The 15,176-nt window shown below is 68.0% G+C and carries 17 protein-coding genes; 8 read left to right on the forward strand and 9 right to left on the reverse strand.

All coding sequences use genetic code 11. From position 1 onward, the window contains the following. Nucleotide 1 precedes the first annotated feature (1 nt). Together thrC and FPZ24_RS00685 are read left to right on the forward strand one after the other, a co-directional pair. Nucleotides 2-1,399, forward strand: coding sequence for a threonine synthase (thrC, locus tag FPZ24_RS00680; RefSeq protein ID WP_146569251.1), 1,398 nt, complete (start codon nucleotides 2-4; stop codon nucleotides 1,397-1,399). Next, entirely contained in the window at nucleotides 1,396-2,265 is an 870-nt protein-coding gene (locus tag FPZ24_RS00685) for a class I SAM-dependent methyltransferase (protein ID WP_146569252.1), read from the forward strand. Before thrC ends, FPZ24_RS00685 begins: the two co-directional genes overlap by 4 nt. A 117-nt stretch (nucleotides 2,266-2,382) precedes the next feature. Here the strand turns inward: FPZ24_RS00685 and FPZ24_RS00690 are convergent, their stop codons facing one another. The 3 genes from FPZ24_RS00690 to FPZ24_RS00700 are packed head-to-tail and all read right to left on the reverse strand — an operon-like array spanning nucleotide 2,383 to nucleotide 4,063. Beyond that, nucleotides 2,383-3,027, reverse strand: a complete 645-nt coding sequence (locus tag FPZ24_RS00690; RefSeq protein ID WP_146569253.1) for a heme exporter protein CcmB — start codon at nucleotides 3,025-3,027, stop codon at nucleotides 2,383-2,385. Further along, nucleotides 3,027-3,668, reverse strand: coding sequence for a heme ABC exporter ATP-binding protein CcmA (ccmA, locus tag FPZ24_RS00695; RefSeq protein WP_146569254.1), 642 nt, complete (start codon nucleotides 3,666-3,668; stop codon nucleotides 3,027-3,029). The genes FPZ24_RS00690 and ccmA overlap by 1 nt, the downstream gene beginning before the upstream one ends. Then, nucleotides 3,665-4,063 carry a metallopeptidase family protein gene (locus tag FPZ24_RS00700; protein ID WP_146569255.1) on the reverse strand — a complete coding sequence of 133 codons (399 nt, stop codon included), beginning with the start codon at nucleotides 4,061-4,063 and terminating at the stop codon, nucleotides 3,665-3,667. Before FPZ24_RS00700 ends, ccmA begins: the two co-directional genes overlap by 4 nt. 53 nt (nucleotides 4,064-4,116) lie before the next feature. Between FPZ24_RS00700 and FPZ24_RS00705 the strand changes: the two genes are divergently transcribed. Next, complete coding sequence (locus FPZ24_RS00705) at nucleotides 4,117-4,407, forward strand: 4a-hydroxytetrahydrobiopterin dehydratase (RefSeq protein ID WP_146569256.1); 291 nt, start codon at nucleotides 4,117-4,119, stop codon at nucleotides 4,405-4,407. 132 nt (nucleotides 4,408-4,539) lie between these two features. Here the strand turns inward: FPZ24_RS00705 and FPZ24_RS00710 are convergent, their stop codons facing one another. After that, nucleotides 4,540-5,334, reverse strand: coding sequence for an SDR family oxidoreductase (locus FPZ24_RS00710; RefSeq protein WP_146569257.1), 795 nt, complete (start codon nucleotides 5,332-5,334; stop codon nucleotides 4,540-4,542). A 59-nt stretch (nucleotides 5,335-5,393) separates the two neighbouring features. On the opposite strand from FPZ24_RS00710, the gene FPZ24_RS00715 reads away from it, so the two are divergent. Together FPZ24_RS00715 and FPZ24_RS00720 are read left to right on the forward strand one after the other, a co-directional pair. Then, nucleotides 5,394-6,179: an ATP-binding cassette domain-containing protein gene (locus FPZ24_RS00715; RefSeq protein WP_146569258.1), complete on the forward strand. Its 786-nt coding sequence runs from the start codon at nucleotides 5,394-5,396 to the stop codon at nucleotides 6,177-6,179. Continuing rightward, nucleotides 6,176-7,705 carry an ABC transporter permease/substrate-binding protein gene (locus FPZ24_RS00720; RefSeq protein WP_240047552.1) on the forward strand — a complete coding sequence of 510 codons (1,530 nt, stop codon included), beginning with the start codon at nucleotides 6,176-6,178 and terminating at the stop codon, nucleotides 7,703-7,705. The genes FPZ24_RS00715 and FPZ24_RS00720 overlap by 4 nt, the downstream gene beginning before the upstream one ends. On the opposite strand, the gene recF is transcribed toward FPZ24_RS00720, so the two are convergent. Beyond that, nucleotides 7,689-8,855 (reverse strand): DNA replication/repair protein RecF, encoded by a 1,167-nt coding sequence (gene recF, locus FPZ24_RS00725; RefSeq protein WP_146569259.1) that lies wholly within the window; start codon nucleotides 8,853-8,855, stop codon nucleotides 7,689-7,691. The genes FPZ24_RS00720 and recF overlap by 17 nt on opposite strands. 69 nt (nucleotides 8,856-8,924) lie before the next feature. Next, on the reverse strand, nucleotides 8,925-9,716 hold the full coding sequence (locus tag FPZ24_RS00730; protein WP_146569260.1) for a Coq4 family protein: 792 nt from the start codon (nucleotides 9,714-9,716) through the stop codon (nucleotides 8,925-8,927). A 188-nt stretch (nucleotides 9,717-9,904) separates the two neighbouring features. On the opposite strand from FPZ24_RS00730, the gene FPZ24_RS00735 reads away from it, so the two are divergent. After that, complete coding sequence (locus FPZ24_RS00735; protein ID WP_146569261.1) at nucleotides 9,905-10,966, forward strand: HD-GYP domain-containing protein; 1,062 nt, start codon at nucleotides 9,905-9,907, stop codon at nucleotides 10,964-10,966. Nucleotides 10,967-11,074: 108 nt separating this feature from the next. On the opposite strand, the gene dnaN is transcribed toward FPZ24_RS00735, so the two are convergent. Together dnaN and FPZ24_RS00745 are read right to left on the reverse strand one after the other, a co-directional pair. Next, complete coding sequence (gene dnaN / locus FPZ24_RS00740) at nucleotides 11,075-12,187, reverse strand: DNA polymerase III subunit beta (protein ID WP_146569262.1); 1,113 nt, start codon at nucleotides 12,185-12,187, stop codon at nucleotides 11,075-11,077. A 148-nt stretch (nucleotides 12,188-12,335) separates the two neighbouring features. Beyond that, nucleotides 12,336-13,004: an outer membrane protein gene (locus tag FPZ24_RS00745; protein WP_146569263.1), complete on the reverse strand. Its 669-nt coding sequence runs from the start codon at nucleotides 13,002-13,004 to the stop codon at nucleotides 12,336-12,338. A 135-nt stretch (nucleotides 13,005-13,139) separates the two neighbouring features. Between FPZ24_RS00745 and FPZ24_RS00750 the strand changes: the two genes are divergently transcribed. After that, nucleotides 13,140-13,778: a histidine phosphatase family protein gene (locus FPZ24_RS00750; protein ID WP_146569264.1), complete on the forward strand. Its 639-nt coding sequence runs from the start codon at nucleotides 13,140-13,142 to the stop codon at nucleotides 13,776-13,778. Beyond that, nucleotides 13,775-14,227, forward strand: coding sequence for a hypothetical protein (locus FPZ24_RS00755; protein WP_146569265.1), 453 nt, complete (start codon nucleotides 13,775-13,777; stop codon nucleotides 14,225-14,227). The genes FPZ24_RS00750 and FPZ24_RS00755 overlap by 4 nt, the downstream gene beginning before the upstream one ends. On the opposite strand, the gene FPZ24_RS00760 is transcribed toward FPZ24_RS00755, so the two are convergent. Beyond that, a complete protein-coding gene (locus FPZ24_RS00760) occupies nucleotides 14,210-15,097 on the reverse strand; it encodes a LysR family transcriptional regulator (protein ID WP_146569266.1) in 888 nt (295 codons plus the stop codon). The genes FPZ24_RS00755 and FPZ24_RS00760 overlap by 18 nt on opposite strands. Nucleotides 15,098-15,176: the final 79 nt, after the last annotated feature.

Raw genomic sequence — 15,176 nt, forward strand, 5'->3', positions numbered from 1 at the left:
GATGCGCTACGTCAGCACGCGCGGCACCGCGCCCGCGCTTGATTTCCGTGAGGTCACGCTGGCCGGGCTGGCGAACGACGGCGGGCTGTATCTGCCCGATGCGTGGCCGAGCCTGACGCGCGACGAGATCGCGGCGCTGGCCGGCCTGTCCTATGTCGAAACCGCGGTCCGCGTGATGACGCCGTTCGTAGGCGACGCGCTGAGCGAGGACGAGCTGCGGTCGCTCTGCACGCAAGCCTATGGTCGCTTCTCCCACGAGGCGGTGACGCCGCTCGTCCAGCTCGACCACCGGCACTGGCTGCTCGAACTGTTCCACGGCCCGACGCTGGCGTTCAAGGACGTGGCGCTGCAGCTGCTTGGGCTGCTCTTCGAGAAATTCCTGACCGGCACCGACCGGCCGCTGACCGTGGTCGGCGCGACCAGCGGCGATACCGGCTCGGCGGCGATCGACGCGCTGGCGGGGCGCGAGCATGTCGAGATCTTCATGCTCCATCCCAAGGGCCGGGTGTCCGACGTCCAACGCCGCCAGATGACCACGGTGCTCGCGCCCAACGTCCACAACATCGCCATCGAAGGGAGCTTCGACGACGCGCAGGCGATGGTGAAGGCGATGTTCAACGCCAACGCCGCCGGGACCGGGCCGCTGGGGCATTTGCGGTTGTCGGCGGTCAATTCGATCAACTGGGCGCGGCTGATGGCGCAGGTGGTCTATTATTTCTACGCCGCCGTGCGGCTCGGCGCGCCGGAACGGGCCGTCGCCTTTTCGGTGCCGACGGGCAATTTCGGCGACGTCTTCGCGGGCTACGTCGCGGCGAAGATGGGGTTGCCGGTCGCCAAGCTTATCGTCGCGACGAATGTGAATGACATCCTGCATCGTGCGCTGTCGTCGGGTGATTATTCGGCGAAGGGCGTCGTCGCGACCCCGACGCCGTCGATGGATATCCAGGTCAGTTCGAACTTCGAGCGCCTGCTGTTCGACCTCGGCGGGCGCGACGGAGCGGCAATGCGCGAGCAGATGGCGGGGTTCGAAGCGTCGAAGGCCATGCGGCTGACCAACGCGCAGCTGCAGGGCGCGGCCGGCCTGTTCGGCAGCGCGCGCGTCGATCTCGACGACATGGCGCTGGCGATGCGCTGGGCGTGCGAGCGCGCCGGGCAAGTGATCGACCCGCACACCGCGATCGGCCTGTCGGCGGCGCGCGCGAGCGACCTCGACGTGCCGGTGGTGACGCTGGCGACGGCGCACCCCGCCAAGTTCCGCGACGCGGTCGAGCGCGCGACCGGCGCGCGGCCCGCCTTGCCGGCGCGGATCGGCAACCTGTTCGAGCGCGAGGAAGGGTACGAGACGCTGCCCGCGACGCTGGAGGCGGTGGCCGGATACATCGCCAAGACCGCGGCATGAAACTCGACACGCTGATCGGCGAGCCTTGGGCCGATTACGGCCTGATCGACAGCGGGCACGGGCGCAAGCTGGAGCGCTATGGCCGCTTCCGCTTCGTCCGCCCCGAACCGCAGGCGATGTGGGCGCCGGCGAGCGCGGACTGGAAGGCCGACGCCGAATTCATCCCCGGCTCCGACGAAGAAGGCGGCGGGCGCTGGGAGTATAGCGGACAAGTGCCGCGCGACGGCTGGCCGATGAAATGGGACGACGTCGCCTTCACCGCGCAGACCACGCCGTTCCGTCACCTCGGCTTCTTCCCCGACATGGCACCCGTGTGGTCGTGGATGCGCGAGCGGCTCGACGGGGTGGCGGACGCGGAGGCGCTCAACCTGTTCGGCTATACCGGCGTCGCCACGCTGGCGCTGGCGTCGCAGGGCGTGAAGATGGTCCATGTCGACGCCTCCAAGAAGTCGGTCGAGGGCGCGCGGGCGAATGCGCGGCTCGCGGGGCTGGACGACCGGCCGGTGCGCTGGATGGTCGATGATGCGACCAAATTCGCGGCGCGCGAGGTACGCCGCGGGCGCCGCTACGACGGCATCCTGCTCGACCCACCCAAGTTCGGGCGCGGGCCGGAAGGCGAGGTGTGGCGGCTGGAGGAAGGGCTGCCCGGCCTGATCCAGGATTGCCGCCAATTGCTCGACGAGAATTCACGGTTCCTGTTCCTCACGGTCTACGCCGTCCGCATGTCGGCGCTGGCGATCGGCGAGCTGGTCAGTCAGGCTTTCGCCGACCTGCCCGGCGCGGTCGAGGCGGGCGAACTCGCGGTCCGAGAGGAAGCGCGCGGGCTGTTGCTGCCCACGGCGATCTGGGCACGGTGGCGCCGCTAAGTTGACACTAGGGTGACACTAGCGCGATCGATTTCCCGTTTCGTATCTCTCTGAACTTAAATGACAAAGCCTCGAATACCGCGCTGACGCTGCCAGGCGAAATCCTACATTGCAACGTTAATCGAGACTGGCCCGGATTGCGGCGCCGGCGACGAGGGGCGCACCCGCAACGAGCAGCAGGCTGACTGCTGCCAGCAGCTTTAGCGCCCCGGTCCCACCGTCGAGGCTCCCCGCGCCGAAGATCAGCAACGGGATCGCGAGCGGCAGGATCAGCAGGCCCGCCAGCGCCCCCGCACCGCGCAACGTCGCGGTCAGCGCACCGACCGCCAGCGCGAGCGCGGCGAGGCCGGGCGTGCCGATCAGCAGGCCGATTTCGACGCGGATCAGGGTGTCGTGCGGTAGGTCGAGCAACGCCGCGGCGAGGAGCACGGCGATCAGGATCGGCGGCGCGAAGCTCAGCCAGTGCGCGACCAGCTTGGCCAAGGCGATTGTCGCCGCCGATTGCCCGCGCACCAGCAATTGGTCGATCACTCCGCTCGCCAGATCGGGCGCCACCAGCCGCTCGACCGGGATCAGCGCGGCGAGCAGGGTCGCCGCCCACAACACGCCACCTCCGACGCGCGCGAGCAAGGCGGCATCGGGGCCGACGGCGAACGGAAACAGGATCGCGACGAGCAGGAAGAACGCGACCGGCAGCAAAGCGCCGCCGCCGATCCAGGCGCGGCGGACGTCGCGGAGGATCAAAGAGCGAAAGGCCCCCATCAATCGCTTCCCCGGCGAAGGCCGGGGACCAGTATCGGGCCGGTCGCAACTGGACCCCGGCCTTCGCCGGGGAACGGCAGGTGGATGGGCTTGGCGTCCGGCAAAGCAATCTGCGTGTGACTAGCGATGAGTACACCGCCGCCATTGGCGCGGTGACGGGCGATGGCGTCCTCCAACCGTGCCAACGCCGCGCTGTCCAGGCCATTGGCCGGCTCGTCGAGCAACCAGACCGGCGCGCCGCTGGCGACGACGCGTGCGAAGGCGGCGCGGCGGCGTTGGCCGGTCGAGAGCAAGCGCACCGGCACCTCGGCGAGGTCGCTCAGTGCCGTCTTTATCAGCGCGTCGGCTACCGCGTCAGCGCGACCATCGATCCGCGCCCAGAACCCGAGCGCCTCGGCCAGCGGCAGTTCCTCGTCGAGCGATGCCACCTCGGTCAGTAAGGCGCGTGGTGCTTCACCCTCGACCGCCCCTGCGGCAGGCCGCAACAGTCCCGCAGCCACACGGATCAGACTGGACTTGCCCGCGCCATTCGGGCCGGTGACCAGCGCCGCGCCGCCCGGTTCCAGCGCGAACGACAGTCCTTCGAACAGCACGCGTCCGCCGCGCTCGCACGTGACGTCGCGGAACACGAGCAGGCTCAAGCCTCGTCCTCGAGGCCGTGCATGTCGGCGTCCGACAGCCCGAAATGATGCCCCACCTCATGGATCACGACATGGCGGACGAGCGTCGCCAGATCCTCGCCGTCTGCCACCCACTCGTCGAGGATTGCGCGGCGATAAAGGTGGATGCGGTCGGGCGGCGCGCCCGAATCCATCGACGATTTCTCCCCGATCGGGCGGCCGTGATAGACGCCGGTCAGATCGTAGGGATCGTCGATGCCCAGCGCGTCGAGCGTCTCGTCATCGGCATAATTCTCGACGATCAGCACGACGTTGCCGAGATGCGCGGCGAATTGCGGCGGCAGCGACGCCAGCGTGGCGCGCGCGATCGCCTCGATCTCCTCAGCGCTCGGCGCGCGTTGCTCTTGCCCGCTCATGCGGCTCGGCATAGTCCGAGCGAAGGACGTGCGGCAAGCAAGGGAGAGCGGCGATGGTCGAGCAATTGAGCGAGGACGAACGCGCCGACGCGCTTGATGAGCTCGACGAATGGGACTATGACGAGGGCCGCGACGCGATCTCGCGCAGCTTCACCTTCGCCGATTTCAGCGAAGCGTTCGCGTTCATGACGCGTGTCGCGTTGCTCGCGGAAAAAGCCGATCACCATCCCGAATGGTCGAACGTATGGAACCGGGTCGATATCGTGCTGACGACGCACGACGCCGGCGGCCTGTCGGCGCGCGACGTCGCCATGGCCGAGGCGATCGATAGTCTGGTGGATTAAATCCTCCCCATCGCAGATGGGGAGGGGGACCGCGAAGCGGTGGAGGGGACGCGGCATCGCCGCGCTTCGCGCGTCGCCCCTCCACCATCGCTGCGCGATGGTCCCCCTCCCCACGCTTCGCGCAGGGAGGAATTATTGCGGCGCCGCGATCCCCCGACGCATCTGCTGGCGGATCCGCTTCGGCAGCCATTTCGCCGCGAACTTGAGCCGAAACGCGGTCTTGCCGACATAGGTGTGGACGTCGTCGCCATGGACCGCGCGCCACGCCGCTTCGGCGACGTCGGCGGCGCTGGTCAGTTCCAGCCCCGCGCCGGTGACCACCTCACGAATGTTCTGGTTGCTGCCCTCGATCGGCCCCTGCAACAGCGGCGTGTCGATGAAGCCGGGGATCAGGTCGCGGACCTTGATGCCGTCGCCATACCATTCGCCGTCGAGCCCTTCGGTCAAGGCGCGGACGCCGAACTTGGTCGCCGAATAGACGACCAGCCCGGACGTGCCGTAGATCGCCGAGGCGCTGGCGGTGTTGAGCAGGCACGATCCGGGCGTCTTCGCGAGATAGGCATGGCCGATCTTCGCGCCGTTCAGCACGCCGCCCAGGTTGATCGACACGACGCGGTCCATGTCCTCGAAACTCATCTGCGCGATCGGGCCGCCCGTGCCGATCCCGGCATTGTTAAATAGTACGTCGAGCCGCCCGCCGGACTTGCCGGTGAAGTCGTCGAGGTTCGCCTTCCATGCGTCGCGGTCGCGGACGTCCATCGTGTAGGTGTCGACCATCCCCGCGGGCAGCATCGCCGCCGTCTCGCGCAGCCCGCTCGCGTTGACGTCGGCCAGTCCGACGCGCCAGCCTTCGCGCGCAAAGCGTATTGCGACCGCCTGGCCGATGCCCGACCCGCCGCCGGTGATGAAGATCGCCTTGGTTGCCATTCGCCGGGCCTCCCTGATTGTCTTGTCGTTTGCCCCGTCATCCCGCATCGTCGCGCCGGATGCCAGTGTCTTCGCAAACCGCCGGCCCTTCGGTGACCCTGAATGGGGTGACCAAGAGCTATGCGGGCGGCACGACGGCCGTCGACAATGTCACGCTACAGGTCGCCGGGGGCAGTTTCGTCGCCCTGGTCGGCAGTTCGGGGTCGGGCAAATCGACGCTGCTGAAGACGATCAACCGCCTGATCGAACCGAGCGCGGGATCGGTCGCGATCGACGGCGCGGACGTGACGGCGGGCGACCCGTTCCGGCTGCGACGGCGGATCGGCTACGTGTTCCAGAATATCGGGCTGTTCCCACACATGACCGTCGCGGAGAATGTCGCGATCGGCTTGCGGCTGGAGGGGCAGAAGGCGACCGCGGATCGCGTCGCCGAATTGCTGGCGCTGGTCGATCTGCCCGCCGATTTCGCCGCGCGGATGCCGGATGCCTTGTCGGGCGGGCAGCGCCAGCGGGTCGGGGTGGCGCGGGCGCTGGCGACCGAGCCCAAGCTGCTGCTGATGGACGAGCCGTTCGGGGCGCTCGACCCGGTGACGCGCGATCAGCTCGGCACCGCGATCCGCGACCTGCACGATCGGCTCGGGCTGACCACGATCATGGTCACGCACGACATGGCGGAGGCGCTGATCCTCGCGACCCGCGTGCTGGTGATGGACCAGGGCCGGATCGTCGCCGACGCGACGCCCAAGGCGTTGCTGGCGGGCGAAGGCGGGGAGGCCGCGCAGGCGCTGGTCGCGGTGCCGCGCGACCAGATGCGGCGATTGTCCGCGCTGGAGGCAGGGGCGTGAGCGACTTCCTCGAAGCGCTCGGCCGCGCGCCGGACCTGCTGGCGCAGCATCTGTTGCTGGCGATGGCGGCGCTGGTGCTGGGCATCGTGTTGAGCCTGCCGCTCGCGGTGCTGTCGGCGCGCGTGCCCGTCGTCGGGCGGGTGGCGTTGGGGTTCGCCAGCCTGGTCCAGACGATTCCGAGCCTCGCGTTGCTGGCACTGTTCTACCCGCTGCTGCTGTCGCTCTCGACATTGGTGGGCGGGGGTATTCCGGCGCTCGGTTTCCTGCCGTCGCTGCTTGCGCTGACGTTGTACGCGCTGCTGCCGATCTTGCGGAACGGCGTGACCGGGCTCGCGGGGATCGATCCGGCGGTGATCGAGGCGGCCGACGGCGTCGGCATGACCGCAGGGCAGAAGCTCCGGCTGGTCGAGGCGCCGTTGGTCGCGCCGGTCCTGATGGCGGGGATCCGGACGGCGGCGGTGTGGACGATCGGCGCGGCGACGCTCTCCACCACGGTCGGCCAGCCGAGCCTGGGCGACATGATCTTCGCCGGGTTGCAGACGCAGAATTGGGCGCTGGTACTCGCGGGCTGCTTCGCCGCGGCGGCACTCGCGCTGGCGGTCGATGCGCTGCTCGGCGTGATCGAGCACGGTATCGCCCAGCGCAAACGCGGTCGCGTGTGGGTCGCGCTCGGATTGCTCGCCGCGGGCATCCTGGTCGCGCTGGCGCCGATGCTGCCGGCGTCGAAACCGACCGTCGTGATCGGCGCGAAGGGCTTTTCGGAGCAATATATCCTGTCGCGATTGGTCGGGCATCGGCTGGAAGCGGCGGGGTATCACGTCCAGTATAAGGAGGGGCTGGGGTCGGGCGTGATGTTCGCCGCGCTGACGTCGAGCGATGTCGATGTCGCGATCGACTATACCGGCACGATCTGGACCAACGAGATGAAGCGCGGCGACAATGTGCCGCGCGATGCGATGCTGGCGGCGATCGGCGCGTGGGAAGCGAAAAAAGGCCTCAACCTGCTCGGTCGGCTGGGGTTCGAAAATGCCTATTGCTTCGCGATGCGCGGCGACCGGGCGCGAGCGTTGGGCGTCGTCAGCCTCGACGATCTCGCGGCAAAGGCCGACGATCTGTCGTTCGCGAGCGACCCCGAATTCCTCGAACGCCCCGAGTGGAAAGCGGTGAAGGCGGCCTATCCGATCCGCTTCCGCGCGGCGAACGCGTACAGCCCGACCTTCATGTACCGTGCGCTGGCAGGCGGTCGCGCCGACGTCATTTCCGCCTATACTTCCGATGGGCGGATCGCGGCGGACAAATTGGTCGTGCTGGCCGATCCGAAGCATGCGATCCCGAACTACGACGCGATCCTGACGATCTCGCCGCGGTTCGCGAAGAATGCGAAGTTCTTGGCCGTGCTCCGCCCGCTCATCGGCCGCATCGACGTCGCGGCGATGCGCGAGGCGAACTACATGGTCGATCGCGACACGGCGAAGGCCAGTCCCGATGCGGCCGCGCGCTGGCTGGCGGCTAAGATCGGGCTGTGATCCGCCCGTCGGCGACGTCGTACCAGCTGGCCTGACCGATGCCGTCGAACGGCGAGCGCTCGGTGCCGGTCATCCACACCTGACCGCCGGTCGCGGCCAGCCGATCGAACAACGCGGCGCGGCGCGACGGGTCGAGATGCGCGGCGACTTCGTCGAGTAGCAAAACGGGGGCGCGGCCGGTGCGCGCGGCGGTGAGTTCGGCGTGCGCGAGGACGAGCCCGAGCAACAACGCCTTCTGCTCGCCGGTCGAGCACAGAGCGGCGGGTTGCTGCTTTTCGAGATGCGTAACCGCGAGGTCGCTGCGATGCGGCCCGGCCAGCGTACGCCCGGCGGCGGCGTCGCGGCGGCGGCCTTGCGCCAGATCGGCGGCGAGCGTGCCGGTGTCGGTCCACCCCTCCAGTGCCAGACCGGCACGGGCGAACGGCCCGGCCGGTTGATCGGCGAGCCGCTCGCCCAGCCGCGCCACCGTCTCGCGCCGGGCGGCGTCGATCGCCGCGCCATGCTCGGCCATCTGCGCCTCGAGCGCGCTCAGCCACGCATCGTCATGCGGTCCGTCCTCGGCAAGCAAGCGGTTGCGCGCGCGCATCGCCGCTTCGTAGCGGTTGGCGTGGCCCGCATGATCGGGGCGCAGCGCCAGTGTCAGCCGATCGAGGAACCGCCGCCGCTCGCCCGCGGGCTCGACGAACAGCCGGTCCATCGCCGGGGTCAGCCACAGCACCGTCAGCCATTCGGCGAGCGCGGTCGCGGCGGCGGTCGCGCCGTTGATGCGGACGATCCGGCGCTCGGGCGCGGTTGCCAGGGTGCCGGTGCCGACTTGTGACTCCCCCTCCTGCTTGCGGGAGGGGTTGGGGAGGGGTTCCGCCAAGTCCTTAGACGACGGGGCAAAGGACACGCCCTCCCCTAACCCCTCCCGCAAGCGGGAGGGGAAAAGCGTCGTCGCCACGCCGAACCCGCCCGCGCCGCCCTGCCGTGCCATGTCCGACAGCGGCGCGCGTCGCAGCCCGCGGCCCGGGGCGAGCAGCGACACCGCCTCCAGCACGTTGGTCTTGCCCGCGCCGTTATCCCCGGTCAGCACGACAAAGCCGCGCCCCGGGTGGAGCACGGCTTCGGCGTGATTGCGGAAATCGGTCAGGACCAGGCGCGACAGCATCGCGGCGTCTGTAGCGGCTGTTTCAGTAAAGCTGAAACAGCGACGGCCGCGTGAGCGGCGCAAAGAACGTCAGGCCGCGAGTTTCTCCGGCATCGCGGGCGTCTCGACCTTGGGCGCGCTCATGTACGAGGCGAGCTCACCCAGTTCGCGCTGCGCCTTGAGATAGGCGACCGGTTCACCCAGACCGAGCCGCTGACGCGCGACATCGAGCGGCTCGTGCATCAGGGCTTCGTAATCCTCGCCCGAAATCCACTTGGCCTTCTTGCCGCGCTGATAGCCTTCCCAGACCGCCTTCATGAACAGGTTATTGCCCGTCACCTTGCGGCTCTTGAGGGCGGCGGCGCCGCCGATGAAGGCCCAGCCGAGCCCGCCGACCTGCGCATAACTGAACGCGACCAGCGCCGCTTCGCCCATGCTCTCGTCGGCCTTGTAGCCGGTCAGCACGTGCCAGATGTCGTGCGTGTCGCGCACCCGCCGCCCGAACCAGGCATAAGGGTGGCGCATGTCTTCCTCGTTGTTGATCTTCGACACGTCGGCAAGGCCGTCGGCCGAATAACCCGTCGATTCGAGGAAGTGATTGTATGCCGCGCCGACGGTGCCGGGCGCGAACTGCTTGGCGTAGCCGGGCTGCGAGAAGACCTGCGCCAGCTCGTGCCGCTCGTACGCCATCCGCCCGCCCTCGGCCGTGGCGATGAACTTGGCATAGTTCATCGGCGCATTGCCGACGTTGAGCGCGCGCATGATGCGGAACACCTGCGTCGTGTCGTCGCCGTTCGCGAGCAGCTTCTTGATCGCGTCGAACGCGGTCTTCCAGTCGCGGCGTCCGGTCGTGCCGGGGAAGGGAGGGAGCTTAGCGGCCATCGGTCTGATTCCTTACTGACATTAATGTTAGTAAGCGAAACGGGAGGTTCGGTCAAGCCCTTCATGCGCAAAACCGCTTAACCCCCGGTTTCTGTCCGATTTTTGCAATTGATCTAGGTGATCGTCCGTTACGGCCGCGGGCTGATACAAGTTATTGATCACACCAGCGGACGGAGAACTTTGCGGTAATGGACGACGACCGCGCCTTTCTTTCCGGCGATTGGCGCGGGTCGGAACCGGTTCAGCCTGCTGCTGCCCGTCCGCGGCCGGCGTTCGGCAAGGCGCGCGAGCTTCATCTTCGCGCGCGACCCGCATCGCATCAGGAAGAGCGCGCGCGGGCAATCGCGATCATCGGCGCCGGGCGCGAGGCGATGGCCGAATCGTTCGCGGCGGTGCAGGCGGGCAAGCCGCTCGAGACGACCGAGCTGGTCGAGATCGTCGATGCCGTGACGGCGTCGCTGGTTCGCGATCCGCTGGCCTTGCCGAGTATCACACGGCTGCGCGAGCGGCACGAACAGACTTATCTCCATTCGGTCGCGGTGTGCGGCTGGATGATCGCGCTGGCGCAGGAACTGCAGCTCAGCCCGGAACTGGTCCGCGACGCGGGGCTGGCCGGCTTGTTGCACGATATCGGCAAGGCGACGTTGCCGCAGGAACTGCTCGAGCGGCGGGGCCGGTTGTCGGCGCAGGACGACGCGCTGCTGCGGGAGCATCCGCAGCGCGGCTACGACATCCTCAGGGCGATGCCCGACATGCCCGATATCGTGCTCGATGTGTGCCACAACCATCACGAGCGCCCCGACGGCACCGGCTATCCGCTCGGACTGATCGGCGGATCGATCAGCGTGTACGCGCAGATGGCGGCGGTCAGCGACTTTTACGACAAGGCGACGAACCCGCCGCCGGGCGGCGAGAAATGGCCGTCGAGCCAGGCGATCGATTATCTGAAGGCCGAGCGCGGCGCGTTCGACGAGCGCGTGGTGCGGGCGTTCGTCCGCGTGGTCGGGACGTTCCTGCCCGGCGCGCTGGTACGGTTGCGCAGCGACCGGCTGGCGGTGGTGCTGGACGAGACCGATCGCGATCCGCTGCATCCGATGGTCGCGGTGTTCCGCTATATCGGCGGCGCGCCGGTGCCATTTCAGCGGATGAGCACGAAGGCCGACCCGATCATCGGGATCGAGCGGCCCGAAACCTGGGGATTCGAGGATTGGCCGGAATTGCGGCGGAAGCTACTGGCGCTGTCGGAGTAAGCAGGGCGCGGAAGTGAATTCCGCGCCGTCGGCCGCGGCAGGGCCGCGCCGGCCGGTCCTTCGCGTGCGCGCCGCGCACCGGCTTGCAAGCCAGCTTGCGCGCCTCGCTCAGACCCGCATCGGCATCAGAACGTACAGCGCCGGCGACTTGTCGTTCTCGCGGATCAGCGTCGGCGCACTCGCGTCGGCGAGATGGACCTCGACCGAATCGCCTTCGATCTGGCCGAGGATGTCGAGCAGGTAGCGGCTGTTGAAGCCGATCTCGAACCCCTGCGCCGCATAGTCGCCGGGGACCTCTTCGGCCGCGGTGCCGTTTTCCGGGCTGGTCACCGACAGCGTGATCTTGTCGCGGTCGAGCGCCATCTTCACCGCGCGGGTCTTTTCGGTGGCGATGGTCGACACGCGATCAACGCCTTCCTCGAAGCTGCGCGGGTCGATCTTCAGGATCTTGTCGTTGCCGGTCGGGATGACGCGGCTGTAATCGGGGAAGGTGCCGTCGATCAGCTTCGACGTCAGTAGCGCCTGGCCCATGTCGAAGCGGATCTTCGACCCCGACAGCGACACGCCGACCGATCCGTCGATCTCGTCGAGCAGCTTGCGCAGTTCGGCGACGCACTTCCGCGGGATGATGATGTCGGGCATGCCCTCCGCGCCGTCGGGGCGCGGCAAGGTGACGCGGGCAAGGCGGTGGCCGTCGGTCGCCGCGGCCTTGAGCACCGGCTGGCCGTCGTCGGCAACGTGCCAGAAGATGCCGTTCAGATAGTAACGCGTTTCCTCGGTCGAGATCGCGAAGCGCGTCTTGTCGATGATCTGCTTCAGCGTTTCGGCGGGCAGTTCGAACGACACCGGCAGCTCGCCCTCGGCAATCACCGGGAAGTCGTCGCGCGGCAGCGTACCGAGCTGGAACCGCGCGCGGCCCGCGACGATCGTCATCTTGCCCTCGGCGGCAGACAGGCTGACCTGCGACCCTTCCGGCAACTTGCGCGCGATGTCGAACAGCGTGTGCGCGGAGACGGTGGTCGCGCCCGGCTGATCGACCGCGGCGGCGACGCTTTCGTTGATCTGGAGGTCGAGGTCGGTCGCCATCAGCTTCAGCTGGCCGTCGGCGGTGGCATCGATCAGGACGTTCGACAGGATCGGGATGGTGTTGCGGCGTTCGACCACCGACTGGACATGGCTCAGCCCCTTGAGGAGCGTTGCGCGTTCGATCGTGGCCTTCATGAACCTACCCCCGGGCCGGCGCCCATTTCCTTCCCGCCAGACATACCGAATCCGGGGGCATTTTGCCGTCTTGCTTCCTTAAACGGAAAAGGGGCCGGAGCAAGCGCTCCGACCCCGGTTTCCCACAGCTTTTGCGGGGATTCACCGCTTAGAAGCGGAAGCCCAGCCCGGCCACGATCTGATGCCGGTCGGTATCGACATCGAAGTTGTTGGTGTTGGCACCGTTCGGATATTCGAGCCGTGCGTTGCCGTAGTTCGAATAACGGTATTCGAGCTTGGCATAGGTGTTGCGGCCCAGCTTCTGCTCGAGTCCCGCGCCCGCGCGCCAGCCGTCGAGGTTGAAGTGCTGGCCGGTTTCGGTCGTGCCGTTCGACGCGACCAGATCGAGCCGCTGGTTGGTGTAGCCACCCTTCGCGTAGATCAGCGTGCGCGGCGCCACCGCATAACCGATGCGGGCGCCGGCATAGAGATCGCGGCCAGCCTTGACCCGGCCATAGCCGAGCGCGCCGGCGGCGGACGGATTGTTCGTCACCTTGCTCGTCGATCCGGTCACTTCGCCCTCGACGCCGAACACCCAGCGGTTGCTCTGGATGTCGTAGCCGACATCGCCGCCATAGGTCAGACCGCTCGCCGAATTGCTGTCGTCGATATTCGAATTGGGTACCTTGCCCGGCTGGACGCGATCATAGCCGAGCAGGATGCCGGCACGGGGGCCGCTGAACTCCTGGTCGGGATCGGACGGGGGACCCGACTGCGCGAAGGCGGGAGTAGCGGCCAGAGCTGCGAGGCTGGCGGCGGCGAGAACGAACTTACGCATAAAACAACTCCATTAAGTCCACCCGAAACCGTGGGTGGGTTGCGCCAAGCGCGCCAGGGCTCGGGAGGTTGCATGAACCTCAGATAAACGCGGAAATCCGTTGCTTTCGCGCCACAGGGGGTTGAAACGGGAGCCATGCGAACCAACCGGCGGGGCCGCGATTTCATCGCCCGACACGGCGAGACCGTCTTCAACGCCGCCGGCCGCTTGCAGGGCGAAGCGCCGCACACGCCGCTGACGCGCGCCGGGTTCGCGCAGGCCGACGAGATGGGGGAGGCGCTGCATCATCTGCTGGGCGACAAGCCGGCGCTGACCCTGTGGGCGTCGCCAACCGGGCGCGCGCTCCAGACGCTGGCGGTAATGGCCGAGCATGTCGGGCTCGACTGGCACGACGCGAACACCGATCCGCGGCTGACCGAGATCGGCATGGGCAGCTGGGGCGGACGCTATTATGCCGACGTGATGGCCGAGGCCGGCGACGTGATCGACCGGCCGAGCGGCCTGTTGCTGTCGGCGCCCGACGGCGAACTCTATCATGAGATTGCCGAGCGCGTGTCGGGCTGGCTCGCGGAGACCGATGGCGGCGACGGCGATCGTCTGGTCATCATGCACGGCATTTCCAGCCGCGTGATGCGCGGCGTGATGACCGGCGCGCCGATCGTCGAGCGGTTCGGCGCACCGGCGGCCGGGCATTTGCCGCAAGGATCGCTCGTGATGATCGAACGCGGCGTCGAGAGTGTCGTCCATATCGGCGGCGGCGGAGAGCGTGTGTGAGCGCGCTGCTCGCGCTCTTGTTGCTCGGCGCGCGCGAGACGATCGGCGTCTATGGCGGCTGGGGTGCGTTCCGCGACGACAGCCCCGCGCGGTGCTTTGCGATCGCGCAGCCGGTCGATCCCACGCAACGCGCGGGATCGCTCAGCATCGCGACCTGGCCCGACCGCAACGTGCGTAGCCAGCTCTACGTCCATCTCAGCCGTCCCCGCGCCGGCACCGCACGCGTCACGCTGTCGATCGGCGAGCGTCGGTTCGATCTGATCGCGAACGACACCGATGCCTGGGCGCCCGATGCGCGCACCGACGCCGCGATCGTCGCCGCGATGCGATCGAGCCGCTCGCTCAGCGTCGAAGCGCTCGGCCGCGGCGGCGCGCCGTTCGCCGACACCTACGCGCTGTCCGGCGCCGCCTCCGCGATCGACTCTGCGGCTCTAGCCTGCCGTCGCTAGATAGGCCTGTAACCCGGCGACAAGCGCATCGAACACGGCGCGGATGGGGGCGGACGTGCGCAGATCCTCATGCATCACGACCCAGGTGTGGAGGGGGAAACTGACACGATCGGGCAGCAGTCGGACGAGGTCTGGATCGCGCCGGGCGAGCGGCACTTGGCATAGCCCAACACCCACGCCCGCGCGGATCGCGGCGACGTGCGCGAGGTCGCTGTCCGATCGGAATGCAAAATCCTTGTCGAGCAGCGGAATGCCTTCGGCCCGTAGGGCGCGAACGACATCGTTGTCGGTCTCGACTCCGATCAACCCGATCGCCACAGCATCGTCGATCGTCGCCGGGAGCGCGCGGCCGGTGAGGAGATCGGCATGGCCGAACAGGCCGAGCTCGATCGCCCCGATCTTCCTGGCGACCAGCGAACCCTGTTGCGGTGCGACCATTCGCACTGCGACGTCGGCCTCCCGCCGGAGCAAGTCCTCGGCACGGTTATTGGGGCTGAGCGCGACGACCAGGCGCGGATGACGGCGGCGCAGCGCGGCGAGGATCGGCGGCAGTACCTCGACCGCGATCACGTCGCTTGCCGAAACGCGGACCGGACCGGCGACTTCCGCCCCTTGCGTCGCGCCGCGCGCGAAAGCGGCGGCGGCGATCTCCATCGCTTCGGCATGTTGGCGCAGACTTAACGCGGCGTCCGTCGGCACCAGCCCGTCGGGCGCACGCGTGAACAAGGCGACTCCCAATCCGGCTTCGAGGTCGGCGATCCGCCCGCGCACTGTCGGCTGCGCGAGACCAAGCCGCCGTGCCGCGCCCGATAGGCTGCCTTCGCGCAGGACCGCTAGGAAAGCGCGGTGACGTTCCCAATCTTCGCTCATTAATTTCTTATAGGCCGATTGTCGCTATTCGACAATTTTCTTTAGCCTCTGCCGTGCCGATATCGCCTTCATCGGATGA

Origin of the sequence: Sphingomonas panacisoli (assembly GCF_007859635.1) — a bacterium.
Taxonomy (GTDB): Bacteria; Pseudomonadota; Alphaproteobacteria; order Sphingomonadales; family Sphingomonadaceae; genus Sphingomonas; species Sphingomonas panacisoli.

Excerpts from the sequence above, each read along its gene's own strand:
- thrC (WP_146569251.1), top strand. The coding sequence starts at position 2 with ATGCGCTACGTCAGCACGCGCGGCACCGCGCCCGCGCTTGATTTCCGT.
- FPZ24_RS00685 (WP_146569252.1), top strand. The coding sequence starts at position 1,396 with ATGAAACTCGACACGCTGATCGGCGAGCCTTGGGCCGATTACGGCCTG.
- FPZ24_RS00690 (WP_146569253.1), bottom strand. The coding sequence starts at position 3,027 with ATGGGGGCCTTTCGCTCTTTGATCCTCCGCGACGTCCGCCGCGCCTGG.
- FPZ24_RS00700 (WP_146569255.1), bottom strand. The coding sequence starts at position 4,063 with ATGAGCGGGCAAGAGCAACGCGCGCCGAGCGCTGAGGAGATCGAGGCG.
- FPZ24_RS00705 (WP_146569256.1), top strand. The coding sequence starts at position 4,117 with ATGGTCGAGCAATTGAGCGAGGACGAACGCGCCGACGCGCTTGATGAG.
- FPZ24_RS00710 (WP_146569257.1), bottom strand. The coding sequence starts at position 5,334 with ATGGCAACCAAGGCGATCTTCATCACCGGCGGCGGGTCGGGCATCGGC.
- FPZ24_RS00715 (WP_146569258.1), top strand. The coding sequence starts at position 5,394 with ATGCCAGTGTCTTCGCAAACCGCCGGCCCTTCGGTGACCCTGAATGGG.
- recF (WP_146569259.1), bottom strand. The coding sequence starts at position 8,855 with ATGCTGTCGCGCCTGGTCCTGACCGATTTCCGCAATCACGCCGAAGCC.
- FPZ24_RS00730 (WP_146569260.1), bottom strand. The coding sequence starts at position 9,716 with ATGGCCGCTAAGCTCCCTCCCTTCCCCGGCACGACCGGACGCCGCGAC.
- FPZ24_RS00735 (WP_146569261.1), top strand. The coding sequence starts at position 9,905 with ATGGACGACGACCGCGCCTTTCTTTCCGGCGATTGGCGCGGGTCGGAA.
- dnaN (WP_146569262.1), bottom strand. The coding sequence starts at position 12,187 with ATGAAGGCCACGATCGAACGCGCAACGCTCCTCAAGGGGCTGAGCCAT.
- FPZ24_RS00745 (WP_146569263.1), bottom strand. The coding sequence starts at position 13,004 with ATGCGTAAGTTCGTTCTCGCCGCCGCCAGCCTCGCAGCTCTGGCCGCT.
- FPZ24_RS00750 (WP_146569264.1), top strand. The coding sequence starts at position 13,140 with ATGCGAACCAACCGGCGGGGCCGCGATTTCATCGCCCGACACGGCGAG.
- FPZ24_RS00760 (WP_146569266.1), bottom strand. The coding sequence starts at position 15,097 with ATGAGCGAAGATTGGGAACGTCACCGCGCTTTCCTAGCGGTCCTGCGC.